Source organism: Pseudomonas viridiflava (assembly GCF_900602065.1).
GTDB lineage: Bacteria > Pseudomonadota > Gammaproteobacteria > Pseudomonadales > Pseudomonadaceae > Aquipseudomonas.
The window spans coordinates 125,955-146,674 of record NZ_UWFN01000181.1; the positions used below are offsets into that span (position 1 = coordinate 125,955).

Annotated in this window: 16 protein-coding genes; 5 read left to right on the top strand and 11 right to left on the bottom strand. The window is 58.1% G+C overall.

What is annotated here, in order from left to right; all coding sequences use genetic code 11:
* The 4 genes from EE949_RS09705 to EE949_RS09720 form a co-directional block, all read right to left on the bottom strand.
* Window positions 1-255 (bottom strand): hypothetical protein, encoded by a 255-nt coding sequence (locus tag EE949_RS09705; protein ID WP_087265949.1) that lies wholly within the window; start codon window positions 253-255, stop codon window positions 1-3.
* 225 nt (window positions 256-480) lie between these two features.
* Window positions 481-1,083: a DUF924 family protein gene (locus tag EE949_RS09710; protein WP_122664077.1), complete on the bottom strand. Its 603-nt coding sequence runs from the start codon at window positions 1,081-1,083 to the stop codon at window positions 481-483.
* Window positions 1,084-1,088: 5 nt separating this feature from the next.
* On the bottom strand, window positions 1,089-2,099 hold the full coding sequence (locus EE949_RS09715) for a class 1 fructose-bisphosphatase (protein ID WP_027902274.1): 1,011 nt from the start codon (window positions 2,097-2,099) through the stop codon (window positions 1,089-1,091).
* Between the two features lie 278 nt (window positions 2,100-2,377).
* On the bottom strand, window positions 2,378-4,828 hold the full coding sequence (locus EE949_RS09720; protein WP_122664078.1) for a glycogen/starch/alpha-glucan phosphorylase: 2,451 nt from the start codon (window positions 4,826-4,828) through the stop codon (window positions 2,378-2,380).
* A gap of 287 nt (window positions 4,829-5,115) precedes the next feature.
* Here EE949_RS09720 and pip point away from each other — a divergent pair, with 287 nt between their 5' ends.
* From pip to mdoH, 4 genes are all read left to right on the top strand, one after another.
* Window positions 5,116-6,087 carry a prolyl aminopeptidase gene (gene pip / locus EE949_RS09725; protein WP_122664079.1) on the top strand — a complete coding sequence of 324 codons (972 nt, stop codon included), beginning with the start codon at window positions 5,116-5,118 and terminating at the stop codon, window positions 6,085-6,087.
* A gap of 118 nt (window positions 6,088-6,205) precedes the next feature.
* The gene (dtd, locus tag EE949_RS09730) at window positions 6,206-6,643 is read left to right on the top strand and encodes a D-aminoacyl-tRNA deacylase (RefSeq protein ID WP_122664080.1); all 438 of its coding nucleotides are present in this window, start codon (window positions 6,206-6,208) and stop codon (window positions 6,641-6,643) included.
* Window positions 6,644-6,902: 259 nt separating this feature from the next.
* On the top strand, window positions 6,903-8,819 hold the full coding sequence (locus EE949_RS09735) for a glucan biosynthesis protein G (protein ID WP_205505133.1): 1,917 nt from the start codon (window positions 6,903-6,905) through the stop codon (window positions 8,817-8,819).
* Window positions 8,812-11,391 (top strand): glucans biosynthesis glucosyltransferase MdoH, encoded by a 2,580-nt coding sequence (gene mdoH, locus EE949_RS09740; RefSeq protein ID WP_122664082.1) that lies wholly within the window; start codon window positions 8,812-8,814, stop codon window positions 11,389-11,391. The genes EE949_RS09735 and mdoH overlap by 8 nt, the downstream gene beginning before the upstream one ends.
* A gap of 278 nt (window positions 11,392-11,669) precedes the next feature.
* Here the strand turns inward: mdoH and EE949_RS09745 are convergent, their stop codons facing one another.
* Complete coding sequence (locus EE949_RS09745; RefSeq protein ID WP_122664083.1) at window positions 11,670-12,170, bottom strand: ATP-dependent zinc protease family protein; 501 nt, start codon at window positions 12,168-12,170, stop codon at window positions 11,670-11,672.
* A 260-nt stretch (window positions 12,171-12,430) separates the two neighbouring features.
* Between EE949_RS09745 and EE949_RS09750 the strand changes: the two genes are divergently transcribed.
* Window positions 12,431-13,324 (top strand): acyltransferase, encoded by an 894-nt coding sequence (locus tag EE949_RS09750; RefSeq protein ID WP_122664084.1) that lies wholly within the window; start codon window positions 12,431-12,433, stop codon window positions 13,322-13,324.
* Window positions 13,325-13,339: 15 nt separating this feature from the next.
* On the opposite strand, the gene EE949_RS09755 is transcribed toward EE949_RS09750, so the two are convergent.
* The 6 genes from EE949_RS09755 to EE949_RS09780 form a co-directional block, all read right to left on the bottom strand.
* A complete protein-coding gene (locus EE949_RS09755) occupies window positions 13,340-13,909 on the bottom strand; it encodes a DUF2780 domain-containing protein (protein WP_122664085.1) in 570 nt (189 codons plus the stop codon).
* Window positions 13,910-14,144: 235 nt separating this feature from the next.
* Window positions 14,145-15,344: a formaldehyde dehydrogenase, glutathione-independent gene (gene fdhA / locus EE949_RS09760; protein WP_087265971.1), complete on the bottom strand. Its 1,200-nt coding sequence runs from the start codon at window positions 15,342-15,344 to the stop codon at window positions 14,145-14,147.
* Between the two features lie 225 nt (window positions 15,345-15,569).
* Window positions 15,570-16,427: a formyltetrahydrofolate deformylase gene (purU, locus tag EE949_RS09765; RefSeq protein WP_122664086.1), complete on the bottom strand. Its 858-nt coding sequence runs from the start codon at window positions 16,425-16,427 to the stop codon at window positions 15,570-15,572.
* Between the two features lie 151 nt (window positions 16,428-16,578).
* Window positions 16,579-17,211: a sarcosine oxidase subunit gamma gene (locus EE949_RS09770; RefSeq protein ID WP_122664087.1), complete on the bottom strand. Its 633-nt coding sequence runs from the start codon at window positions 17,209-17,211 to the stop codon at window positions 16,579-16,581.
* A gap of 167 nt (window positions 17,212-17,378) precedes the next feature.
* Complete coding sequence (locus EE949_RS09775) at window positions 17,379-20,396, bottom strand: sarcosine oxidase subunit alpha (protein WP_122664088.1); 3,018 nt, start codon at window positions 20,394-20,396, stop codon at window positions 17,379-17,381.
* On the bottom strand, window positions 20,393-20,716 hold the full coding sequence (locus tag EE949_RS09780; RefSeq protein ID WP_122664089.1) for a sarcosine oxidase subunit delta: 324 nt from the start codon (window positions 20,714-20,716) through the stop codon (window positions 20,393-20,395). Before EE949_RS09780 ends, EE949_RS09775 begins: the two co-directional genes overlap by 4 nt.
* Window positions 20,717-20,720: the final 4 nt, after the last annotated feature.

The window sequence follows — 20,720 nt, forward strand, 5'->3', positions numbered from 1 at the left end:
TTATTTCAAACCTTGACCCGAGAAAAGTACGACCTTGTCAGCGGCGTACTGCACGCTGATAAAACTCTTTTGATCACCCCACGTGCAACTGGACATGCCCAGCGCGCCGGAGCATTCAGTCGGGCTGCCCAGCAGGCGCTCAACTTCAGCCTTGGGCATACCGGCGGACAGCTTCGAGTAATTTTCCTGATTAACCTTGCTGCATGCGGTCAGCAATACGAGAAACGACAACAACGCTAGAGAGCGCAGAGACATGGATGAAGCTCCTGAACGGAAAGGGCAACGCCGCAGCAAACGGTCGAGTGGGCACGGATGCTGGCGTAATACCGTGAGCTTAGAAGAGAAAATGGCGATCTGGTTCCGTCGGGGAATAAATCCAGTGCTGTGATGCCTTTGTAGGAGCTGCCGAAGGCTGCGAAGGCGTCGTCTCAGAAATAATGTATTTCGCAGCCTTCGGCAGCTCCTACAGGGGCATTGACCCTAAAAACTGGAGCCAGGCTCTTTCAGGAAATCGATTTCTTCGCGAGTTGAAACACGACCGAGGATTTCGTTGCGATGCGGAAAGCGGCCAAAGCGGGCGATGACGTCACGGTGACGCTCGGCGTAATCGAGGCTGCTGTTGAAGTATTCGCGGTCAGTGGAGGGGAGCAGGGGGAGGAGTTCTTTGAAGCGGGCGACGGCGTCATTTTGCGCGTCGATGTTTTCGCAGTGCTCCAGCACCAGGTAGATGAAGGTGCGTTGCAGCGGATCCAGATGCTGGTCGCGGCCGAGTTTCAGGCCGTGTGTCACCAATGCCTGCGCTCGCAGGTCACCAGCATAGGCTTTGGGCGTGTCGCGATAGATCATTCGTGGCAGTTGGTCGAGCAGCAGCACCAACGCCAGCCAGCCTTCAGGACTTTCAGTCCACTCTTTCAAGCCTTCTGAAAGCGCGGATTCGACCAGATCACCAAAACGCGTCTGCGCTTCGGTGTCCTGAGCCTGATCCTTGCCGAACCACAACTTGCCCTTGGCTTTCGCTGCTTCGGAGGGCGACTCGGCAGAGCCGAACCACCATTCCAGCAGAGAGAGCCAAGGGGCAGTCATAGCGGTCAGGCCTTGTGGTACGAGGTCGCGCGCTCAACTTCTTCTTTCGAGCCTAGGAACACCGCAACACGCTGGTGCAGGCCGTCCGGTTGAATGTCGAGGATGCGCTGATGACCGTCAGTGGACGCGCCGCCAGCTTGCTCAACCAGGAACGACATCGGGTTGGCTTCGTACATCAGGCGCAATTTGCCCGGCTTGGAAGGCTCACGGCTGTCACGTGGGTACATGAACAGACCACCGCGGGTCAGGATGCGATGCACGTCGCCGACCATCGCAGCAACCCAGCGCATGTTGTAGTTCTTTTTCAACGGACCGTCTTCGCCCGCCAGCAATTCGTCAACGTAGCGTTGAACCGGAGCTTCCCAGTGACGCTGGTTGGACATGTTGATCGCGAATTCCTGAGTAGAGGTCGGGATCTTGATGTCTTCGTGGGTCAGTACGAAGCTGCCCATTTCACGGTCCAGGGTGAAGCCTTTGACGCCGTCGCCCAGGGTCAGCACCAGCATGGTCTGTGGACCGTAGATGGCATAACCGGCGGCGACTTGCTGAGTACCTGGCTGCAGGAAGGCCTTTTCATTCAAAGGCTCGTTCTGGCTCAGGTATTCGTTCGGGCAACGCAGTACGGAGAAGATAGTGCCGACCGGAGCGTTGATGTCGATGTTCGACGAACCGTCCAGTGGGTCGAAAACCAGCAGGTACGCACCTTTAGGGTATTTGCCCGGGATCTGGTAGGCGTTGTCCATTTCTTCGGACGCCATGCCAGCCAGGTGACCACCCCATTCGTTGGCTTCGAGCAGGATTTCGTTGGAGATCACGTCGAGCTTCTTCTGCACTTCGCCCTGAACGTTTTCAGTGCCCATGCTGCCGAGCACACCGCCCAGCGCGCCTTTGGAAACGGCGTGGCTGATTTCCTTGCACGCTCGCGCCACCACTTCGATCAGGAAGCGCAGATCGGCAGGAGTGTTGTTGCTGCGGGTCTGCTCAATCAAATAGCGACTCAGGGTAACGCGGGACATGGATAGCTCCGAATAGGGGGAATAAAAAACCCGCGCAGTTTAGCGCGAGTCGAGACGTAATACTGCCCATAAGACTGGGTTATCACCCATTGAGTTCACGCGTTGGCAAAGCGTAGCCGGAAAATGCTGAAACGGTGGCTGAAACGAATGGTCGCGGGGTGGGATGCGATCCACCGTTGGAGCGAGGCTTGCCCGCGAATCAGTCAACGCGATACAGCAGGCAGACTGCTTTATCGTCCTTCGCGGGCAAGCCTCGCTCCAACAGTCAATTCACGCCATCAATCCAGCGCGTTCCAGATATCCCCCGCGTATTCCCGGATCGTCCTGTCTGACGAGAACCAGCCCATGCGCGCCGTATTGAGTACCGCAGAGCGCCACCACTCTTTCGAGTCATGCCAGTGCGCTTCGACCCTGGCCTGGGCATCCCAGTAAGAATCAAAGTCGGCGCAGACCAGAAAGCGGTCATAGGCCAGCAGTTGATCGATCAGGCCGGCATAGCGGTTAGGGTCATCCGGTGAAAATACGCCGCCACGAATGGCTTGCAGGACATCGTTGAGCCGACCCGATGCTGCGGCCTCAGCGTAAGCGCTGAAGTCGCCGACTTGCTTGTGGGCTTCGACTTCCTGAGCGGTCATGCCAAAAATGAACATGTGCTCCAGGCCCACTTGCTCGCTCATCTCCACGTTGGCGCCGTCCAGCGTGCCGATGGTCAGCGCGCCGTTGAGGCCGAATTTCATGTTGCTGGTGCCTGACGCTTCCAGCCCGGCAGTAGAAATCTGCTCCGACAAGTCGGCTGCCGGAATAATGCTTTCCGCCAGGCTGACGTTGTAGTTAGGCAGGAATACGACTTTGAGCAAGCCACGTACGGTAGGGTCGCTGTTAACGGTGCGAGCAATATCATTCGTCAGCTTGATGATCAGCTTGGCCGAGTGATAGCTGGCTGCGGCCTTGCCTGCGAAGATTTTCACGCGCGGCACCCAATCGGTGCCCGGTTGAGCGCGGATAGCCTGATACAGGGCAACGGTGTGAAACAGGTTCAACAATTGACGTTTGTATTCGTGAATCCGTTTGACCTGTACGTCGAACATCGCTGCCGGATTGACCACGATCCCCAGACGCTCCTTGATGATCGCCGCCAGCGCACGCTTGCTGTGCAGGCGCTGATCCGCAAATTGCTTACGGAAAGAGCTCTTGTCAGCGAACGGCTCCAGTTCGATCAGGCGCGTTTCTGCACTGTCCAGCACGTCGTCGCCCAGCGACTCGGTGAGCATTTGCGTGAGCTTGGGGTTGGACTGGAACAGCCAGCGGCGGAAGGTAATGCCGTTGGTTTTGTTGTTGATTCGGTCTGGATACAGCTTGTGCAGTTCGGCAAAAACCGTCTTGCGCATCAACTGGGTGTGCAGCGCCGATACGCCGTTGATGCTGTGGGAGCCGAGGAACGCCAGGTTGCCCATGCGCACGCGGCGACCATTTTCTTCCTCGATCAGGGACACAGCACGCAGCACGTCGAAATCGTGAATGCCTTTGGCGCGCAGGGTGTCGATGTGCTGAGCGTTGATGATGTAGATGATCTGCATGTGGCGCGGCAACATGCGCTCCATCAGGCCGACCGACCAGGTTTCCAGCGCCTCGGGGAGCAAGGTGTGGTTGGTGTAGGCGAGGGTGCCCACGGTGATCTTCCACGCGGCGTCCCACGCGATGCCATGGTTGTCGATCAACTGACGCATCAGCTCGGCCACGGCAATGGACGGGTGCGTGTCGTTCATCTGGATAGCCGCGTGTTCCGGCAGATCCATCAGTGTCGCGTGCATGTTCAGATGGCGACGCAGCAAATCCTGCAGCGATGCAGAGACGAAGAAATACTCCTGACGCAGACGTAATTCCTGACCGGCCTCGGTGGCATCGTTCGGGTAAAGCACACGCGAGATACTTTCTGCGCGCACCACCTCGGCCACTGCACCAAAGTGGTCACCGGCGTTAAAGCGCTCCAGGTGCAAATCGCCTACTGCGCGGGCACGCCACAGACGCAGGGTGTTCACGCTTTTACCGCGCCATCCCACTACTGGCGTGTCGTAAGCAATGGCACGGACGGTTTCAGATGGACGCCAGACCTGACGCTGTTCACCGTCCTCATTGGTCAGGGTGTCGACACTGCCGCCGAAACCGACCGGGTACACCACTTCTGGCCGCTCGAATTCCCACGGGTTACCGAAGTCCAGCCAGTTCTCGGTTTGTTCCTGCTGCCAGCCGTCGACGATGGCCTGGCGGAACAAGCCGTGCTCGTAACGGATGCCGTAACCATGGCCAGCGATGCCGAGCGTCGACATGCTTTCCATGAAACAGGCTGCCAGACGACCAAGACCGCCGTTACCCAGCGCCGCGTCGGGCTCCAGCAACTTGATGCGTTCAATATCGACGCCCAGTTCAGTCATTGCCTCTCGGGCGACTTCCAACAGGCCGAGGTTACTCAGGCTGTCGTACAGCAAACGGCCGATAAGGAATTCCAGCGACAGGTAATACACCCGTTTCTGGACCTTGCGATAAATCTGCCGGGTGTGGTCCATCCAATGCTCGACCATGTGGTCGCGAGCAGCGAGGGCTACGGCTTCGAACCAGTCATGCTCAAACGCATGGTCAGGGTCCTTACCCACCGCATAGGTGAGTTTGGCGAGAACAGCGGCGCGAAATGCGGCCACTTCAGCGTCACGAACAAGTGGTTCCTGAGACATCGATACGACCTCAAGTAGTCAGACGAATGAAGGATGGGATTTCTTTGACTGTAGGGCGTGTCTGCAAATTTTTCCTGCAAATTCCTGAATTAACCACGACACGTCCGTCGGTTCGACAGGCTCATGTCGCTCTGGTTCGCCCTTTTGGGCAATTGGCAAACCGCTTGCATTGATCGTTCCACTCTCGACACGAGCTGTGAGCGACAGCATGAACATTCCTCGTTTCGGGTTTATGATGGCCAGCGGCAAAATAATAGAAGACCCCGAATCGCACTCACGGAGCACCTATGCAGACCTTGTATCCGCAGATCAAACCCTACGCCCGGCACGATCTGGCTGTGGAGGCGCCGCATGTTCTATATGTCGATGAAAGCGGATCACCGGAAGGTCTGCCGGTGGTATTCATTCATGGCGGCCCCGGCGCGGGTTGCGATGCGCAAAGCCGTCGTTATTTCGATCCCAATCTGTACCGCATCATTACGTTCGACCAGCGCGGCTGCGGTCGCTCGACGCCGCATGCGAGCCTTGAGAACAACACCACCTGGGATCTGGTCGCCGACCTGGAGCGGATTCGCGAGCATCTGGGCATCGATAAATGGGTGCTGTTTGGTGGCTCGTGGGGTTCGACCTTGTCGCTGGCCTATGCCCAGACTCATCCGGATCGTGTCCATGCGTTGATCCTGCGCGGTATCTTTCTGGCGCGTCCGCAAGAGATCGAATGGTTCTATCAGGCTGGTGCCAGTCGCATGTTCCCGGATTACTGGCAGGATTATGTGGCCCCGATTCCGCTGGATGAGCGCGGTGATCTGCTGAGCGCGTTCCATAAGCGCCTGACCGGCAACGACCAGATTGCCCAGATGCATGCCGCCAAAGCCTGGTCTACCTGGGAAGGCCGTGCAGCTACGCTGCGGCCCAATCCGCAAGTGGTCGACCGCTTCTCCGAGCCTCAGCGTGCGCTGTCCATCGCGCGCATTGAATGCCACTACTTCACCAATAACTCGTTCCTGGAAGAGAATCAGCTGATTCGCGACATGCCCAAGATTGCTCATTTGCCGGGCATCATCGTGCACGGTCGTTATGACGTCATCTGCCCGCTGGATAATGCCTGGGAATTGCACCAGGCCTGGCCAAACAGCGAGTTGCAGGTGATTCGTGACGCCGGGCATGCTGCCTCGGAGCCGGGCATCACCGACGCGCTGGTCCGCGCCGCCGCACAGGTTGCCGCCCGTTTGCTGGATTTGCCGCCTGAAGAGGCTTGAAGCTGTTTGTTGGAGCGAGGCTTGCCCGCGAATAACGATTGCGCGATCTATCTGAGATACCGTGTCGACTGATTCGCGGGCAAGCCTCGCTCCAACAGTGAGCGAGGGAATTTGATACATGAAAGGCTTGCTACAACGCGTCAGCAGCGCACGCGTCGAAGTTGACGGGCAGATCGTAGGTTCTATCGACCAAGGTCTGATGGTCCTGGTGGGCGTCGAGCCTCAAGACACTCAGGCCAGTGCCGACAAGCTGCTACATAAGCTGCTTAACTACCGGGTGTTCAGCGATGCTGATGGCAAGATGAACCTTTCCTTGCGGGATGTCGCAGGCGGTTTGCTACTGGTTTCGCAGTTCACCTTGGCAGCCGATACCAAAAGTGGCATGCGGCCGAGCTTCTCCAAAGCTGCCCCGCCGGCCTTGGGTGCCGAGTTGTTCGACTATTTACTGAAGCAGGCAAAAAGCTCGCATTCAGTGGTTGAATCGGGCCAATTTGGTGCAGACATGCAAGTTCATTTGGTGAATGATGGCCCGGTGACTTTTTTGCTGGAAGGCTAAACTGCTGGTTTGGCGTACTTTCCCCGGATTTATTAGGCTGTATAGCAATAAATACTTCACCTGAGATGGTGCGTTGTGGCGCGCGCTACTAGATAATCGCGCCGTCCGGGTATCCGCGTTTGTGGCACCGTTTGGCAAGGTCAGAAGCTGGTCCGACACCGTTTGGGGAATCATTAGGTTCTTTCGGAGTCGGAACAATGCTCGCCAACCCGGCAATTGATAGCTGGCCGTTGGTTTCTTCATCTGTTTTCGGCGAGGGTTGCTCGTGATTGTTAGTCCCTGTAATGCGGTAAAGACACCTGGCAAGCGGTTGCGTAGCGCGCTATTGGCAAGTTCAGCCCTGATCTCACTGTTCAGTGCCACTCAACTGTGGGCGTTTAGTCTTGATGACGTCGCGAGCAGAGCGAAAGAACTGGCCGATAAGAAGTACGAAGCCCCGCGCAGCAATCTGCCTGCCGAGTTCCGTGACATGAAGTTCGCGGACTATCAGAAAATCCGTTTCCGTGAAGACCGTGCCGAATGGGCTGGCGACAGAACGCCGTTCAAAGTCTCGTTCTATCACCAGGGTATGCACTTCGACACTCCGGTCAAAATCAACGAAGTCACCGCGACTACCGTTGAAGAGATCAAGTACGACTCAAGCCGCTTTGATTTTGGCGACGTTAAGTTCGACCCTAAGGCGACCGAGAAACTGGGTTATGCCGGTTTCCGAGTGCTGTACCCGATCAACAAAGACGACAAACAAGACGAAATCATGACCATGCTGGGCGCGAGCTACTTCCGCGTGATCGGTAAAGGTCAGGTTTACGGTCTGTCGGCTCGTGGCATGGCGATCGATACCGCACTGCCGTCTGGCGAAGAGTTCCCGCGTTTCACTGAGTTCTGGATCGAGAAGCCGGGCACCGATGACAATCATCTGGTGATCTTTGCTTTGCTTGACTCCCCACGCGCGACCGGTGCTTACAAGCTGACCCTGCGTCCAGGCACCAATACCCTGGTTGACGTCCAGTCGCGCATGTACCTGCGTGACAAAGTCAGCAAGCTCGGTGTTGCGCCGCTGACCAGTATGTATCTGTTCGGTGCCAACCAGCCTTCGCGTGTGCAGAACTATCGCCGCGAGCTGCATGACTCCAACGGTCTGTCGATTCAGGCAGCCAATGGCCAATGGCTGTGGCGTCCATTGACTAACCCTAAACACCTGGCTGTCAGCAGCTTCTCGGTAGAGAACCCGCGTGGTTTCGGTCTGCTGCAACGTGGTCGTGACTTCAGCAGCTATGAAGACCTGGATGATCGCTACGACAAACGCCCAAGCGCGTGGATCGAGCCTAAAGGCGATTGGGGCAAAGGTACCGTTGATCTGGTAGAGATCCCGACTGCCGATGAAACCAACGACAACATCGTTGCGTTCTGGAAGCCGGACACCCTGCCTGCACCGGGCGAGCCAGTTGACTTCAACTACCGCATTCACTGGACCATGGACGAGAAAGCCATTCACTCGCCTGATCTGGGTTGGGTCAAGCAGACCTTGCGTTCCGCCGGTGACATTCGTCAGTCCAACCTGATTCGTCAGCTGGACGGCAGCGTTGCGTTCCAGGTGGACTTCGTGGGTCCTATCCTCGCTTCGATGCCTGAAGACAAGACCATCCGCAGCCAGGTCACCACCGACACCAATACCGAGCTGGTTGAAAACAACCTGCGCTACAACCCGGTGACCAAAGGCTATCGCCTGACGCTGCGGGTCAAGGTCAAAGACGCTAACAAGCCGATCGAGATGCAGGCCTACCTGCTGCGTGAAATCCCGGCTGAGCCAGGCAAGGAACCTGCGGTACTGGTTGCTGCCAAAGCGCACATCGGCGACGAGAAAAAAGCAGCGCCTAAAGAGGCTCCGAAGAAAGAAGCCCCTGCAGACGCCGCGAAAGATCCGAAAGCCGACGTAGCCAAGGCTGATGCAGCCAAGCCTGCAGATGCCAAAGCCGATGCATCCAAGCCAGCGGACGCCGCCAAGCCAGCTGATGCTGCCAAAGCAGACGTAGCCAAGGCTGATGTCGCGAAAGACAAAGACGGCAAAGAGACCCAGCAGCCAGAAGCCGAGGCTGCGCCCACCAATCCAGAACCGGCCAAGACGCTGCAAGTCATGACCGAGACCTGGAGCTACCAGTTGCCAGCCGATGAGTAATTCCGTACCGGTGCCAGTATCGCTCAGCGAGTACTTGGCGCACCTTCCGATGAGCGATGAGCAGCGGGCCGAGCTGGCTGGCTGCAACTCGTTCGCCGAACTGCACGAGCGTTTGTCTGCTCAACCAGTCAACGACCCTGCCGAAGCCGCTCAGGCTTCGGTGGGTCGCCGCCTGACGCTGACCACGGCCGAGGCTTTGGAAGAGGCCGAGATGCTCGTCCTCGATGCGAATGGCCGGGTTTGCCTGAAAGCTACCCCGCCGATCAATCGCACCAAGGTTGTGCCGGAACCATGGCGGACCAATATCCTGGTTCGCATGTGGCGTCGTCTGACGGGCCGCAGTAACCCGGTCGAGCCTAAAGTTGAACGCGATCTGCCCAAGGCGCGCTGGCGCACCGTGGGTTCGATTCGTCGTTACATCCTGTTGATCCTCATGCTCGGCCAGACCATCGTGGCTGGCTGGTACATGAAAGGCATTCTGCCGTATCAGGGCTGGTCGCTGGTTTCGCTGGACGAAATCACCCACCAGACCTTCGTACAGACCATGTGGCAGGTTCTGCCCTATGCCTTGCAGACCAGCATTCTGTTGCTGTTCGGTATTCTTTTCTGCTGGGTTTCGGCAGGTTTCTGGACCGCCTTGATGGGCTTCCTGGAATTGCTGACCGGCCGTGATAAATACCGTATCTCGGGTGCCAGTGCAGGTAATGAGCCGATTGAAAAGGGCGCTCGTACCGCGTTGGTCATGCCGATCTGCAACGAAGACGTACCCCGTGTATTCGCTGGCTTGCGAGCGACTTTCGAGTCGGTTGCGGCTACCGGTGATCTGGATCGTTTCGATTTCTTCGTCCTCAGTGACAGTAACGAAACTGACATTTGCGTGGCCGAGCAACAGGCCTGGCTGGATGTCTGTCGCGAAACCAAAGGCTTCGGCAAGATCTTCTATCGCCGTCGTCGCCGTCGCGTAAAACGTAAAAGCGGCAACCTCGACGACTTCTGCCGTCGTTGGGGCGGTGATTACCGTTACATGGTCGTGCTCGACGCTGACAGCGTCATGAGCGGCGAATGCCTGACCAGTCTGGTGCGCTTGATGGAAGCCACGCCAGACGCCGGTATCATCCAGACCGCGCCACGCGCTTCGGGCATGGACACCCTTTATGCGCGCATGCAGCAGTTTGCTACTCGCGTATACGGTCCATTGTTCACCGCGGGTCTGCACTTCTGGCAGTTGGGTGAATCCCACTACTGGGGCCACAACGCGATCATCCGGATGAAGCCGTTTATCGAGCACTGCGCCTTGGCGCCGTTGCCGGGTAAGGGGGCTTTTGCCGGTGCGATTCTGTCTCACGACTTCGTTGAAGCTGCGCTGATGCGTCGTGCTGGCTGGGGCGTGTGGATTGCCTACGATTTGCCGGGCAGCTACGAAGAGCTTCCGCCAAACCTGCTGGACGAACTCAAGCGTGACCGTCGCTGGTGCCACGGCAACCTGATGAACTTCAGGCTGTTCCTGGTAAAAGGCATGCACCCGGTTCACCGCGCGGTGTTCCTGACGGGCGTGATGTCTTATCTGTCGGCGCCGTTGTGGTTCTTCTTCCTGGTGTTGTCCACGGCTTTGCTGGCAGTGAACACGCTGATGGAGCCGACCTACTTCCTTGAACCGCGTCAGCTGTATCCGTTGTGGCCACAATGGCACCCGGAAAAAGCCGTTGCGCTGTTCTCGACGACCATCGTGTTGCTGTTCCTGCCTAAACTGCTCAGCATCATTCTGATCTGGGCCAAGGGCGCAGTGGGTTATGGCGGCAAGATCAAAGTCACCCTGTCGATGCTGATGGAAATGCTGTTTTCGGTGCTGCTGGCTCCGGTGCGCATGCTGTTCCACACCCGTTTCGTACTGGCTGCGTTCCTGGGCTGGGCTGCGACCTGGAACTCGCCACAACGTGACGACGACTCCACGCCCTGGCTTGAAGCGGTCAAGCGTCATGGCCCGCAAACCTTGTTGGGTGCGTGCTGGGCTCTGCTGGTCGCCTGGTTGAACCCAAGCTTCCTCTGGTGGCTGGCGCCAATCGTCGGTTCGTTGATGTTGTCGATTCCGGTTTCGGTGATTTCCAGCCGTACCGGTCTGGGTCTCAAGGCTCGCGACGAGAAGTTCTTCCTGATTCCGGAAGAGCACACGCCGCCGCAAGAACTGGTCTCGACTGATCTGTACACCCACGAGAACCGTTGGCACGCGCTGAAGCAAGGCTTCATCCGCGCCGTGGTTGATCCGCAGCAGAACGCGCTGGCCTGCGCCCTGGCGACCTCGCGTCACCGGATCGCCGAGCCCATCGAGTTCGTACGGATGGAGCGTGTTCGCCACGCACTGGCAGTCGGGCCTGAGAAGCTCAGCAACCATGACCGCCTGATGCTGCTAAGCGATCCGGTTGCATTGGGCCGCTTGCATGAGCAAGTCTGGAGCGAGAACCACCCTGAATGGCTGGCGGCATGGCGCGAGTCTGTCGCGGCTGATCCGCATGCACCGTTGCTGCCTTTGCAGCCGGTGGTACGCGAACCAGCGCCAGCGTTGGTTCACGCCTGATTCAAGGCGGGTAAACAAAAACGGCGCCCCGCAAGGGCGCCGTTTTTTGTTGAGGCTGGAATATATCTGTGGGAGCTGCGCCGTCTTCGCACAGCAAACGCGGAACTCTGTAGGAGTGAGCTTGCTCGCGATTACGTCAGCACAGGCAATATATTCACCGACTGATAGACCGAAATCGCGAGCAAGCTCACTCCTACAGTTCTCATGTTTGCTGCGCGACAGCGTGGTGTCAGGGACACCGGGCGACTCCTACAGGAGGTCGCGTCATACCGTGGTGATCAGCAATCCGGCTTGTCCGCCGTATAACGCCGCGCCGGGTTCACCGCTGCGCCGAACTCACGCAAGGCCTTGGCACCGATCAGCAGCGGGTAGTTGAAGTGGCTGCGGTCTACCAGGTTCACCTCGACGGTGCGTTTCACGTTGCCCAGGCACAACTCCAGATCGACCACGGGGCGTTTGGTTGGATCGAGATCTTCATCCTCGTCGTCACCCTCGGCACGGCTCTTGATCTTGCTGATCCGCGCAACCTTGTGTTCATACACCTTGTTGCTGGCACCTTTGGTGGCGAGGCGGAAACGTACCCAGTCGTCGCCATCGCGGGTAAACAACTCGATATCCTTGGCCGACAGCGAGGCGGTCAACGCCCCGGTGTCCATCTTGGCTTTGAAAGTTTCACCGATTTCCGCGACCTTGATGTTTTCGTAACGGCCATACAGCGTCGGCTCGGCAGCCATGACAGGCAATGCCAACAGGGACAATAGCGCCAGAGTTGATTTCACTGGGTGGGTACCTTTTTTGGGTTACGCGGTTCTGTAGGAGCTGCCGAAGGCTGCGAATCGGTTTGTCAGGTAAATAGTTTCGCAGCCTTCGGCAGCTCCTACAGGATATTCATTCGCGATTTTAGACATCGCGATCACACATCGTTCGCAGGCCAGAGCTTATCCGTAACCTTGTGAAACATTTGTCCGCGACAAGCGGATTTGGCGCAGGCGCTGTTGCTCTTTATCATGGCGGCCCTTGTAGTCCTCCAGAGATCCGTATGCGTCGCCTGCTCACTGGCTGTTTTGTCACCCTGCTGCTGTTGCTTAACACGCTGGTCATGATCGGGCCGTTACTGATCTTCGGCCTGCTCAAGCTGACGTTCAGCGGTCAGTTACGCGAGAGCTGCTCGCAAGCGGTGGTATGGATTGCTGAAACCTGGGCTGAAGTCGACAAGCTGATCTTCTCGCTGTGCATTCCAACCCAGTGGGAAATCCGTGGCGACGAAGGCCTGCGCAGCGACACTTCTTATCTGGTCATCAGCAACCACCAGTCATGGGTAGACATTCCGGCGCTGATTCAGGCGCTAAATCGGCGCACACCGTTTTTCAAGTTCTTCCTGAAGAAAGAGCTGATTTGGGTGCCACTGCTGGGCCTGGCCTGGTGGGCACTGGATTACCCGTTCATGAAGCGCTACACCAAGGCTTTCCTGGCCAAGAACCCTGAGCTTAAAGGTCATGACCTTGAGATCACCCGTCAGGCCTGTGAGCTGTATAAAAATCAGCCGGTGACCGTGGTCAACTACCTGGAAGGGACGCGCTTCACGGCTGCCAAGCATGCAGAACAAAGCTCGCCCTACTCACACCTGCTGAAGCCGAAGGCGGGCGGTGTGGCGTTTGTGCTGGCGGCCATGGGCGAAAAGCTGGATGCGATCCTGGACGTGACGGTGGTCTATCCGGGCGAGCGCATACCGGGGTTCTGGAACTTGCTGTGTGGTGACGTGCCTCGGGTGATCATCGACATCCAGACTCGTGAGCTTGATCCTGCGCTGTGGCAGGGCGACTACGAAAATGATCCGCTGTTTCGCGAGAAGGTGCAGGGCTGGGTCAATCAGTTGTGGCAGGAAAAGAACGCACGCATCGCCACCTTGCGCAGCGATGCGTCCCAGGATTGAAGGATCAGCGCTGAATCAGCTGCCTGCGCCCCATACGCTGCCCAGGCTTTGCAGTGCCGAACCGCCGGCACCTTGTTGACCCAGGTATTGCAGAATCAGCGGCACAAACTGGCTGACCATTGAGCTGTCCATGCCCAAAGCGCTGAACGCCTTGTTCACATCACCCATGCTTTGTACGTTGCCCAACGCGCTGTTCAGCACCGAGCTTTCAGCGCTGTTGCCCGAGTTGCCCAACACACTGCCTAAACCGTTGAGGCTGCCAAGACTGCTCAAAGCACTATTGCCAGTGAGTTGATCGAGGCCAGGCACCGATTTGCTCAATTGGCTGTAATCGTTGCCGGCGAGTTTGTTCTTTGCCAGACCCAACAATGCGCCGGTACCACCGACGGCTTGCTCGGGAGTGACGTTTAAATTTGAGCCCAATAGATTGAGCAGGCCCGCAGCTTCAGGCGCTGCGGTGGCTTTCTGATTGCCACTGGTCGCGTTGGAAACGGCATTGGCCGCGTCATTCAGATTGAAAGCGAACACCGGGCCAGCCGCAATGGCCATCAAGGTTGCCAGTGCTACACCGCGTGAAATCTTCATTGCAACAAACCCCTCAAACGAAAAATCCGGCAGCAGCCGGTAGAAACACGTGTTTGACCTTAAATGGGTTGGCAATGTTCCTTGCGCTTGTCTGGTGAGTAAATGCGCAGATATCTGGTTTGAAAGACGATATGTGGGAGCGAATTCATTCGCGAAGGGGGCAGCCCGGAAATATATCCAGATCTGACACACCGCATTCGCGAATGAATTCGCTCCCACAGGGGCGGGGTTGGCCCTACGCCGCGCTGAACAACTTATGCGGATCAATCACAAACTTCTTCGGCACACCCGCATCGAACTCGCCATAACCACGTGGCGCGTCGTCGAGGCTGATGACTTCGACGCCAACGATGTCAGCGATTTTGATGCGATCCCACATGATGGCCTGCATTAACTGGCGGTTGTATTTCATGACCGGCGTCTGGCCGGTGTGGAAGCTGTGGGATTTGGCCCAGCCCAGACCGAAGCGAATGCTCAGGCTGCCCATTTTCGCTGCAGCGTCGACGGCACCCGGATCTTCCGTAACGTAAAGCCCGGGAATACCGATCTTGCCCGCTACACGGACCACGCCCATCAACGAGTTGAGTACGGTTGCCGGTGCCTCATGCTGCACACCCGCATGACCATGGCCACGCGCTTCGAAGCCTACCGCATCAACGGCGCAGTCCACTTCAGGCTCACCCAACAGTGCGGCGATTTGCTCGTGCAGCGGGGTATCGAGGGACAGGTCGGCAATTTCAAAACCCTGAGCCTTGGCATGAACCAGGCGAGCAGGGTTTACGTCACCAATGATGACAACTGCCGCGCCCAGCAGACGAGCTGATGCCGCAGCGGCCAGACCGACCGGGCCAGCGCCAGCGATGTACACGGTACTGCCCGGGCCTACACCGGCTGTGACTGCGCCGTGATAACCGGTGGGCAGGATGTCCGAGAGGCAGGTCAGGTCACGGATTTTTTCCATGGCCCGGTCGCGGTCCGGCAGCTTGAGCAGGTTGAAGTCGGCATACGGCACCAGCACGTATTCCGCCTGGCCACCGGTCCAGTCGCCCATGTCGACGTAACCGTAGGCACCGCCCGGGCGAGCCGGATTGACGGTCAGGCACACGCCGGTGTGTTGCTCTTTGCAGGATCGGCACAACCCGCACGCGACGTTGAAGGGCACTGATACCAGATCGCCGATTTTCAGATTCTCGACGCCAGTGCCTTTTTCGATCACTTCGCCGGTGATTTCATGGCCCAGTACCAGACCGGTTTGCGCAGTGGTGCGGCCGCGAACCATGTGTTGATCCGAGCCACAGATATTGGTGGAAACCACGCGCAGAATGACGCCGTGTTCGATCTTGCGCCCACGCGGGTCCTGCATTTTGGGATAGTCGATTTTCTGTACTTCGACCTTGCCAGCGCCGAGATACACCACACCACGATTGTCAGACATTCTTTCACCTCGATTTTGTTGTTATGTCGCGGAGAAATGCGCTGCTTTTGTTGGGTGTTACAAGCAACGCAGGGATTGCTCTGGGGTGTTTGCTTTGGATCGTTGTATACAGCCCCTGTGGGAGCGAATTCCTTCGCGAAGAGGCCGGTACATCCGATAGAGATTCGTCGTTTGTACGACCGCATTCGCGAAGGAATTCGCTCCCACAGGGGGGGGATGCGTCGTTTACAGGACCACCGTCCTGTTGGCGTTCAGAAACACACGCCGCTCAATGTGATAACCCACCGCCCTTGCCAGCGTCAGGCCTTCGATGTCGCGGCCTTTGGCGATCAGGTCTTCGGGGTAATGACTGTGATCGACCACTTCTACCCCTTGGGCAATGATCGGACCTTCGTCCAGATCGTTGTTGATGTAATGCGCGGTGGCGCCCACCAGTTTCACGCCTTTGTTGTAGGCCTGATGGTACGGCTTGGCGCCTTTGAAACCCGGCAGCAGCGAGTGGTGAATGTTGATCGCCTTGCCGTCCAGCTTGCGGCATAGATCCGGCGATAGAACCTGCATGTAGCGGGCAAGAATCACCAGCTCGGCACCTGACTCTTCGATCACCTGCCAGACTTTGCTTTCCTGAGCGGGCTTGTCGTTGGGGTCCAGGGGGAAATGGTAGTACGGAATTTCATGCCAGCGCGCCAGCGACTCCAGATCCGGATGGTTGGACACCACCGCGACCACGTCCATGGACAGTTGGTTGATGCGTTGGCGGTAGAGCAGGTCATTCAGGCAGTGATCAGCTTTGGAAACCATGATCACGACTTTTGGCCGGTAGTTCGGCGCGGTCAGCTCGAAGATCATGCCGAACGCTTCACCACGCTCCGTCAGGCCGGCACGGAAACCTTGTTCGTCGAAGCCGTCGGGTTGGCGAAACTCCACACGAATGAAGAAGCGGCCGGAAAGCCGGTCATCAAAAGAGTGGTGCTCGGTGACGTAGCAGCCCTGCTCGAACAAATAGCGGGTCACCGCGTCCACCGTGCCCAGCACGCTTGGGCAGTCGGCGGTCAGAATCCATGTGTCGGGGGCGCGGCTCATTCATTAACTCCTGGTGTTTTTTGATCTGTAGGAGCGCGCTTGCCCGCGATCGGCTGCGAAGCAGTCGTGAAAATGGTGAATGCACCATTGTCTGAAAGTCGTTCCGACTTTATCGCGGGCAAGCGCGCTCCTACAGGGAGTGGCAGGGGGTTCAAGCCTGAACGGTCAGGCCATACTCGGCACTCGCATCCTGCAACCACATCCACCAGTAATCCGAGAAGCTACGGCGGATCAGCAACTCCCAGGTTTCCTCGCCCGTGCGGCGAATTACCAGTTGAGACTTGGCGAACACGGTGCCGACGGCTTTACCCACCGGGAAGTTGTCCGGATGCACGTCGTAGCTGGTGGACTTCATCAGCACTTCGCGGACTTTCGGGCCGCTCAGTTCAAGAATCGATTGCCCCCCGCTGACATTGACGATAGCAATGTGCAGGCCGGTCAGTTCAGCGCGCAGCTTCTGTTCCACGGCAAACTCTTCGCCGCTTGGCACGATCAGCAGCCATTCATCCGGGCCGAGCCACTGAATCGAGCTGTCACCACTGATCACCAGCGCCAGCGCGCCAGGCAGTTCCATGCCCAGGGCCTTGTGGACACCTGCGGCAAAAGCAGGATCGTGAGCATCGCCGCGAATGGTCAGGTGACCGAGTAATTTTTTCTCGCGCAAAGTCACGCCAGGGTTGGCGCGACCTTTACCGACCAGGCTATTGAGGTCGGCGTGAAACAGCGGTGACTCGGCTTTCTCGCCGGTCGTTGGCCGCTGCTGGTAAACGTTGGCTGTGGTCATAGAGCACCTGTTCTGAATTCTGTTGTAGCGGTGAACTGGACCCCTGTAGGAGTGAGCTTGCTCGCGATAAAGTCGGGACGACTTTTATACGATGGTGGATGCACCATTTTCACGACTGCTTCGCAGCCGATCGCGAGCAAGCTCACTCCTACATAGGGCGCGGCCCATCAAACGTTCTGCTGCTCACCCTTCGGATCGAAAAACACCGAGGACACAATTTCGGCCTCGATCACGCTGCCATCGGCCTGCGGTGAGAACACCCGCTCGCCCATGCGTTTCAAGCCGCCCTTGACCACACCCATCGCGAACGAATAACCCAACGAGTTGGCCGCGTAGCTGGAGGTCACGTGACCGACCATGGTCATCGGGATCGACTGTTTCGGGTCGAACACCAGTTGTGCGCCTTCTGGCAGCCATTTGGTTGGATCAACCGGCTTGAGGCCGACCAGCTGTTTACGTTGTTCACGCACGCAGTCTTCACGGTTCATGCCGCGCTGACCGATCCACGAGAACGGTTTGGTGCGGCCAACACACCAACCCATGTTCAGGTCGTCCGGAGTCATCGAGCCGTCAGTGTCCTGGCCGACGATGATGAAACCCTTCTCGGCGCGCAGTACGTGCATGGTCTCAGTGCCGTATGGCGTGAGGTTGTACTGCTTGCCGGCTTCGATGATCTTTTCCAGCACGCCCATGGCGTAGTCAGCCTGGATGTTGACCTCGTAAGACAGTTCACCGGTGAACGAGATGCGGAACACCCGTGCCGGAACGCCGCCGACCAGACCTTCTTTCCAGGTCATGAACGGGAACGCCTCACGGTCCAGATCGATGTCGGTCACTTCGCTGAGCAGCTTGCGGCTGTTCGGGCCAGACAAGGTCAGGGTTGCGTAGTGGTCGGTCACGGAAGTGAAGTACACCTTCAGATCAGGCCATTCAGTCTGCTGGTAGATCTCCAGCCATTGCAGCACGCGCGCCGCGCCGCCTGTTGTGGTGGTCATGATGAAGTGGTTGTCGGCGACACAGGCGGTAACCCCGTCGTCGAAGACCATGCCGTCTTCCTTGCACATCAGGCCATAGCGCGCCTTGCCCACGTCGAGCTTGGTCCAGGCGTTGGTGTAGATGCGGTTGAGGAACTCACGTGCATCCGGGCCCTGAATGTCGATCTTGCCGAGTGTCGAAGCGTCCAGCAGGCCGACGCTTTCACGCACGGCTTTGCATTCGCGAGCCACGGCAGCATGGATGTCTTCACCGGCTTTCGGGAAGTACCACGGACGTTTCCACTGACCGACGTCTTCGAACTCGGCACCGTTCTTCAGGTGCCAGGCGTGCAGGGCGGTGAAACGTACCGGCTCGAAGATGTGCCCACAGTGACGACCGGCTACCGCGCCGAAGGTCACGGGCGTGTAGTTCGGGCGGAACATGGTAGTGCCCATTTCCGGGATGGAAACGTTCAGCGAGCGTGCTGCGATGGCCAGGCCGTTGACGTTACCCAGCTTGCCCTGATCGGTACCGAAGCCCAGCGCGGTGTAGCGTTTGACGTGTTCCACCGACTCGAAGCCTTCGCGGGTCGCCAGTTCGATGGCGGCAGCGGTGACGTCGTTTTGCAGGTCGACAAATTGCTTCGGCGCACGGGCTGTAGGTTTGTCATGCGGCACCTGGAACAGTGCCAGGGTCGGCTCTTCAGCGCGGCTCAGGGCTTTTGGCAGAACGCCTTCGACCACTTTGAAACCGGCTTCGCTGGCGGCGCGCACGCCACCTTCGAAACCATCTGCAAGCGTGTCGCCCAATGCATAGACGCCATTTACGCCGCCGACGCAAACGCGTTTTTGCGGCGCTTCGCCCGGTACGAAACCGAGGATGTCTTCACGCCAGACCGGCTTGCCGCCCAGGTGTGACGCCAGGTGAACTATAGGGCTGTAGCCACCGGAGCTGGCGACCAGATCGCATTCGAGCCATTCGCCGGGACTGGTTACTCGATGCGCTCTCACATCAATGGCCGCCACACGAGCGGCGGTGACGTGCTTGCTGCCTCGCGCTTCGATCACGGCGCTGCCGGTCAGAATCCGAATGCCTTTGGCGCGAGCCTCTTCAACCAGCGCGCCGCGTGGGTTGTGACGAGCATCTGCAATCGCCACCACTTGCAGACTGGCATCGAGCCAATCCAGCGCGACGCGGTAAGCGTGATCGTTGTTGGTGGACAGCACCAGTTTCTTGCCCGGCGCTACGCCATAACGACGTACATACGTGGAAACCGCACCGGCCAGCATGTTGCCCGGCACGTCGTTGTTGCCGTAAACCAGCGGACGTTCGTGAGTCCCGGTGGCCAGCACGACACGTTTGGCGCGAACCCGATGCATGCGCTGACGTACCTGACCGATAGGCGCACGATCACCGAGGTGGTCGGTCAGCCGCTCATGAATGGTCAGGAAGTTATGGTCGTGATAGCCGTTGACCGTAGCGCGTGGCAGCAAGACCACATTCTTCAAGCCTTTCAGCTCGGCAATAACGGTGGCGACCCATTCAGCAGCCGGTTTGCCATCAAGGCTTTCGCGGCTGTCCAGCAAGCTGCCGCCGAACTCTTCCTGTTCGTCGGCGAGAATGACTCGGGCACCGCTGCGGGCCGAAGCCAGTGCTGCAGCCAGACCCGCCGGACCACCGCCAACGATCAGCACGTCGCAGTGCTGGTTCATGGCGTCGTAGGAATCCGGATCGTTTTCGGTCGGCGAGCGACCAAGGCCAGCAGCCTTACGAATGTACTTCTCGTAAGTCATCCAGAACGATTGCGGATACATGAAGGTTTTGTAGTAGAAACCCGGCGGCATCAGCTTGCCGCCGACTTTGCCGAGTATCCCCATCACGTCATTGTTCACGCTCGGCCAGCCGTTGGTGCTGGTCGCGACGAGGCCCGAATACAGCGCCTGTTGCGTGGCGCGTACGTTCGGGATCTGCGTGGCTTCGGTAGCGCCAATCTGCAGTACCGCGTTCGGCTCTTCAGAACCTGCCGCGAAGATGCCGCGAGGGCGAGAATATTTGAAGCTGCGACCGATGATGTCCACGCCATTGGCCAGCAGAGCTGCGGCGAGCGTGTCGCCCTCAAAGCCCTGATAGGTCTGACCGTTGAAGTTGAAGTTGAGGACTTTGCTGCGGTCGATGCGGCCGCCGTTGGGCAGTCGGTTGGTCTGGCTCATACCTGGTCTCCCTCGCCGCTGGCTGTCTTCTCAAACGCAGGGTTTTTGAACTGCGGTTTTGTGCCAATCGGGTAGGTTTCGAGAATTTCGTAAGTCACGGTGTCGCGGGTCGCGTTGAAGTACTGACGGCAGCCAGCGGCATGGATCCACAGTTCGTGATGCAGCCCGCGCGGGTTATCGCGGAAGAACATGTAGTCGCCCCATTGCTCGTCGGTGCAGGCCGCCGGGTCCAGTGGACGCGGGATGTGGGCCTGACCTGAAGCGTGGAATTCCTCTTCAGAGCGCAGTTCGCCACAGTGAGGGCAGAAGATATGCAACATAGTT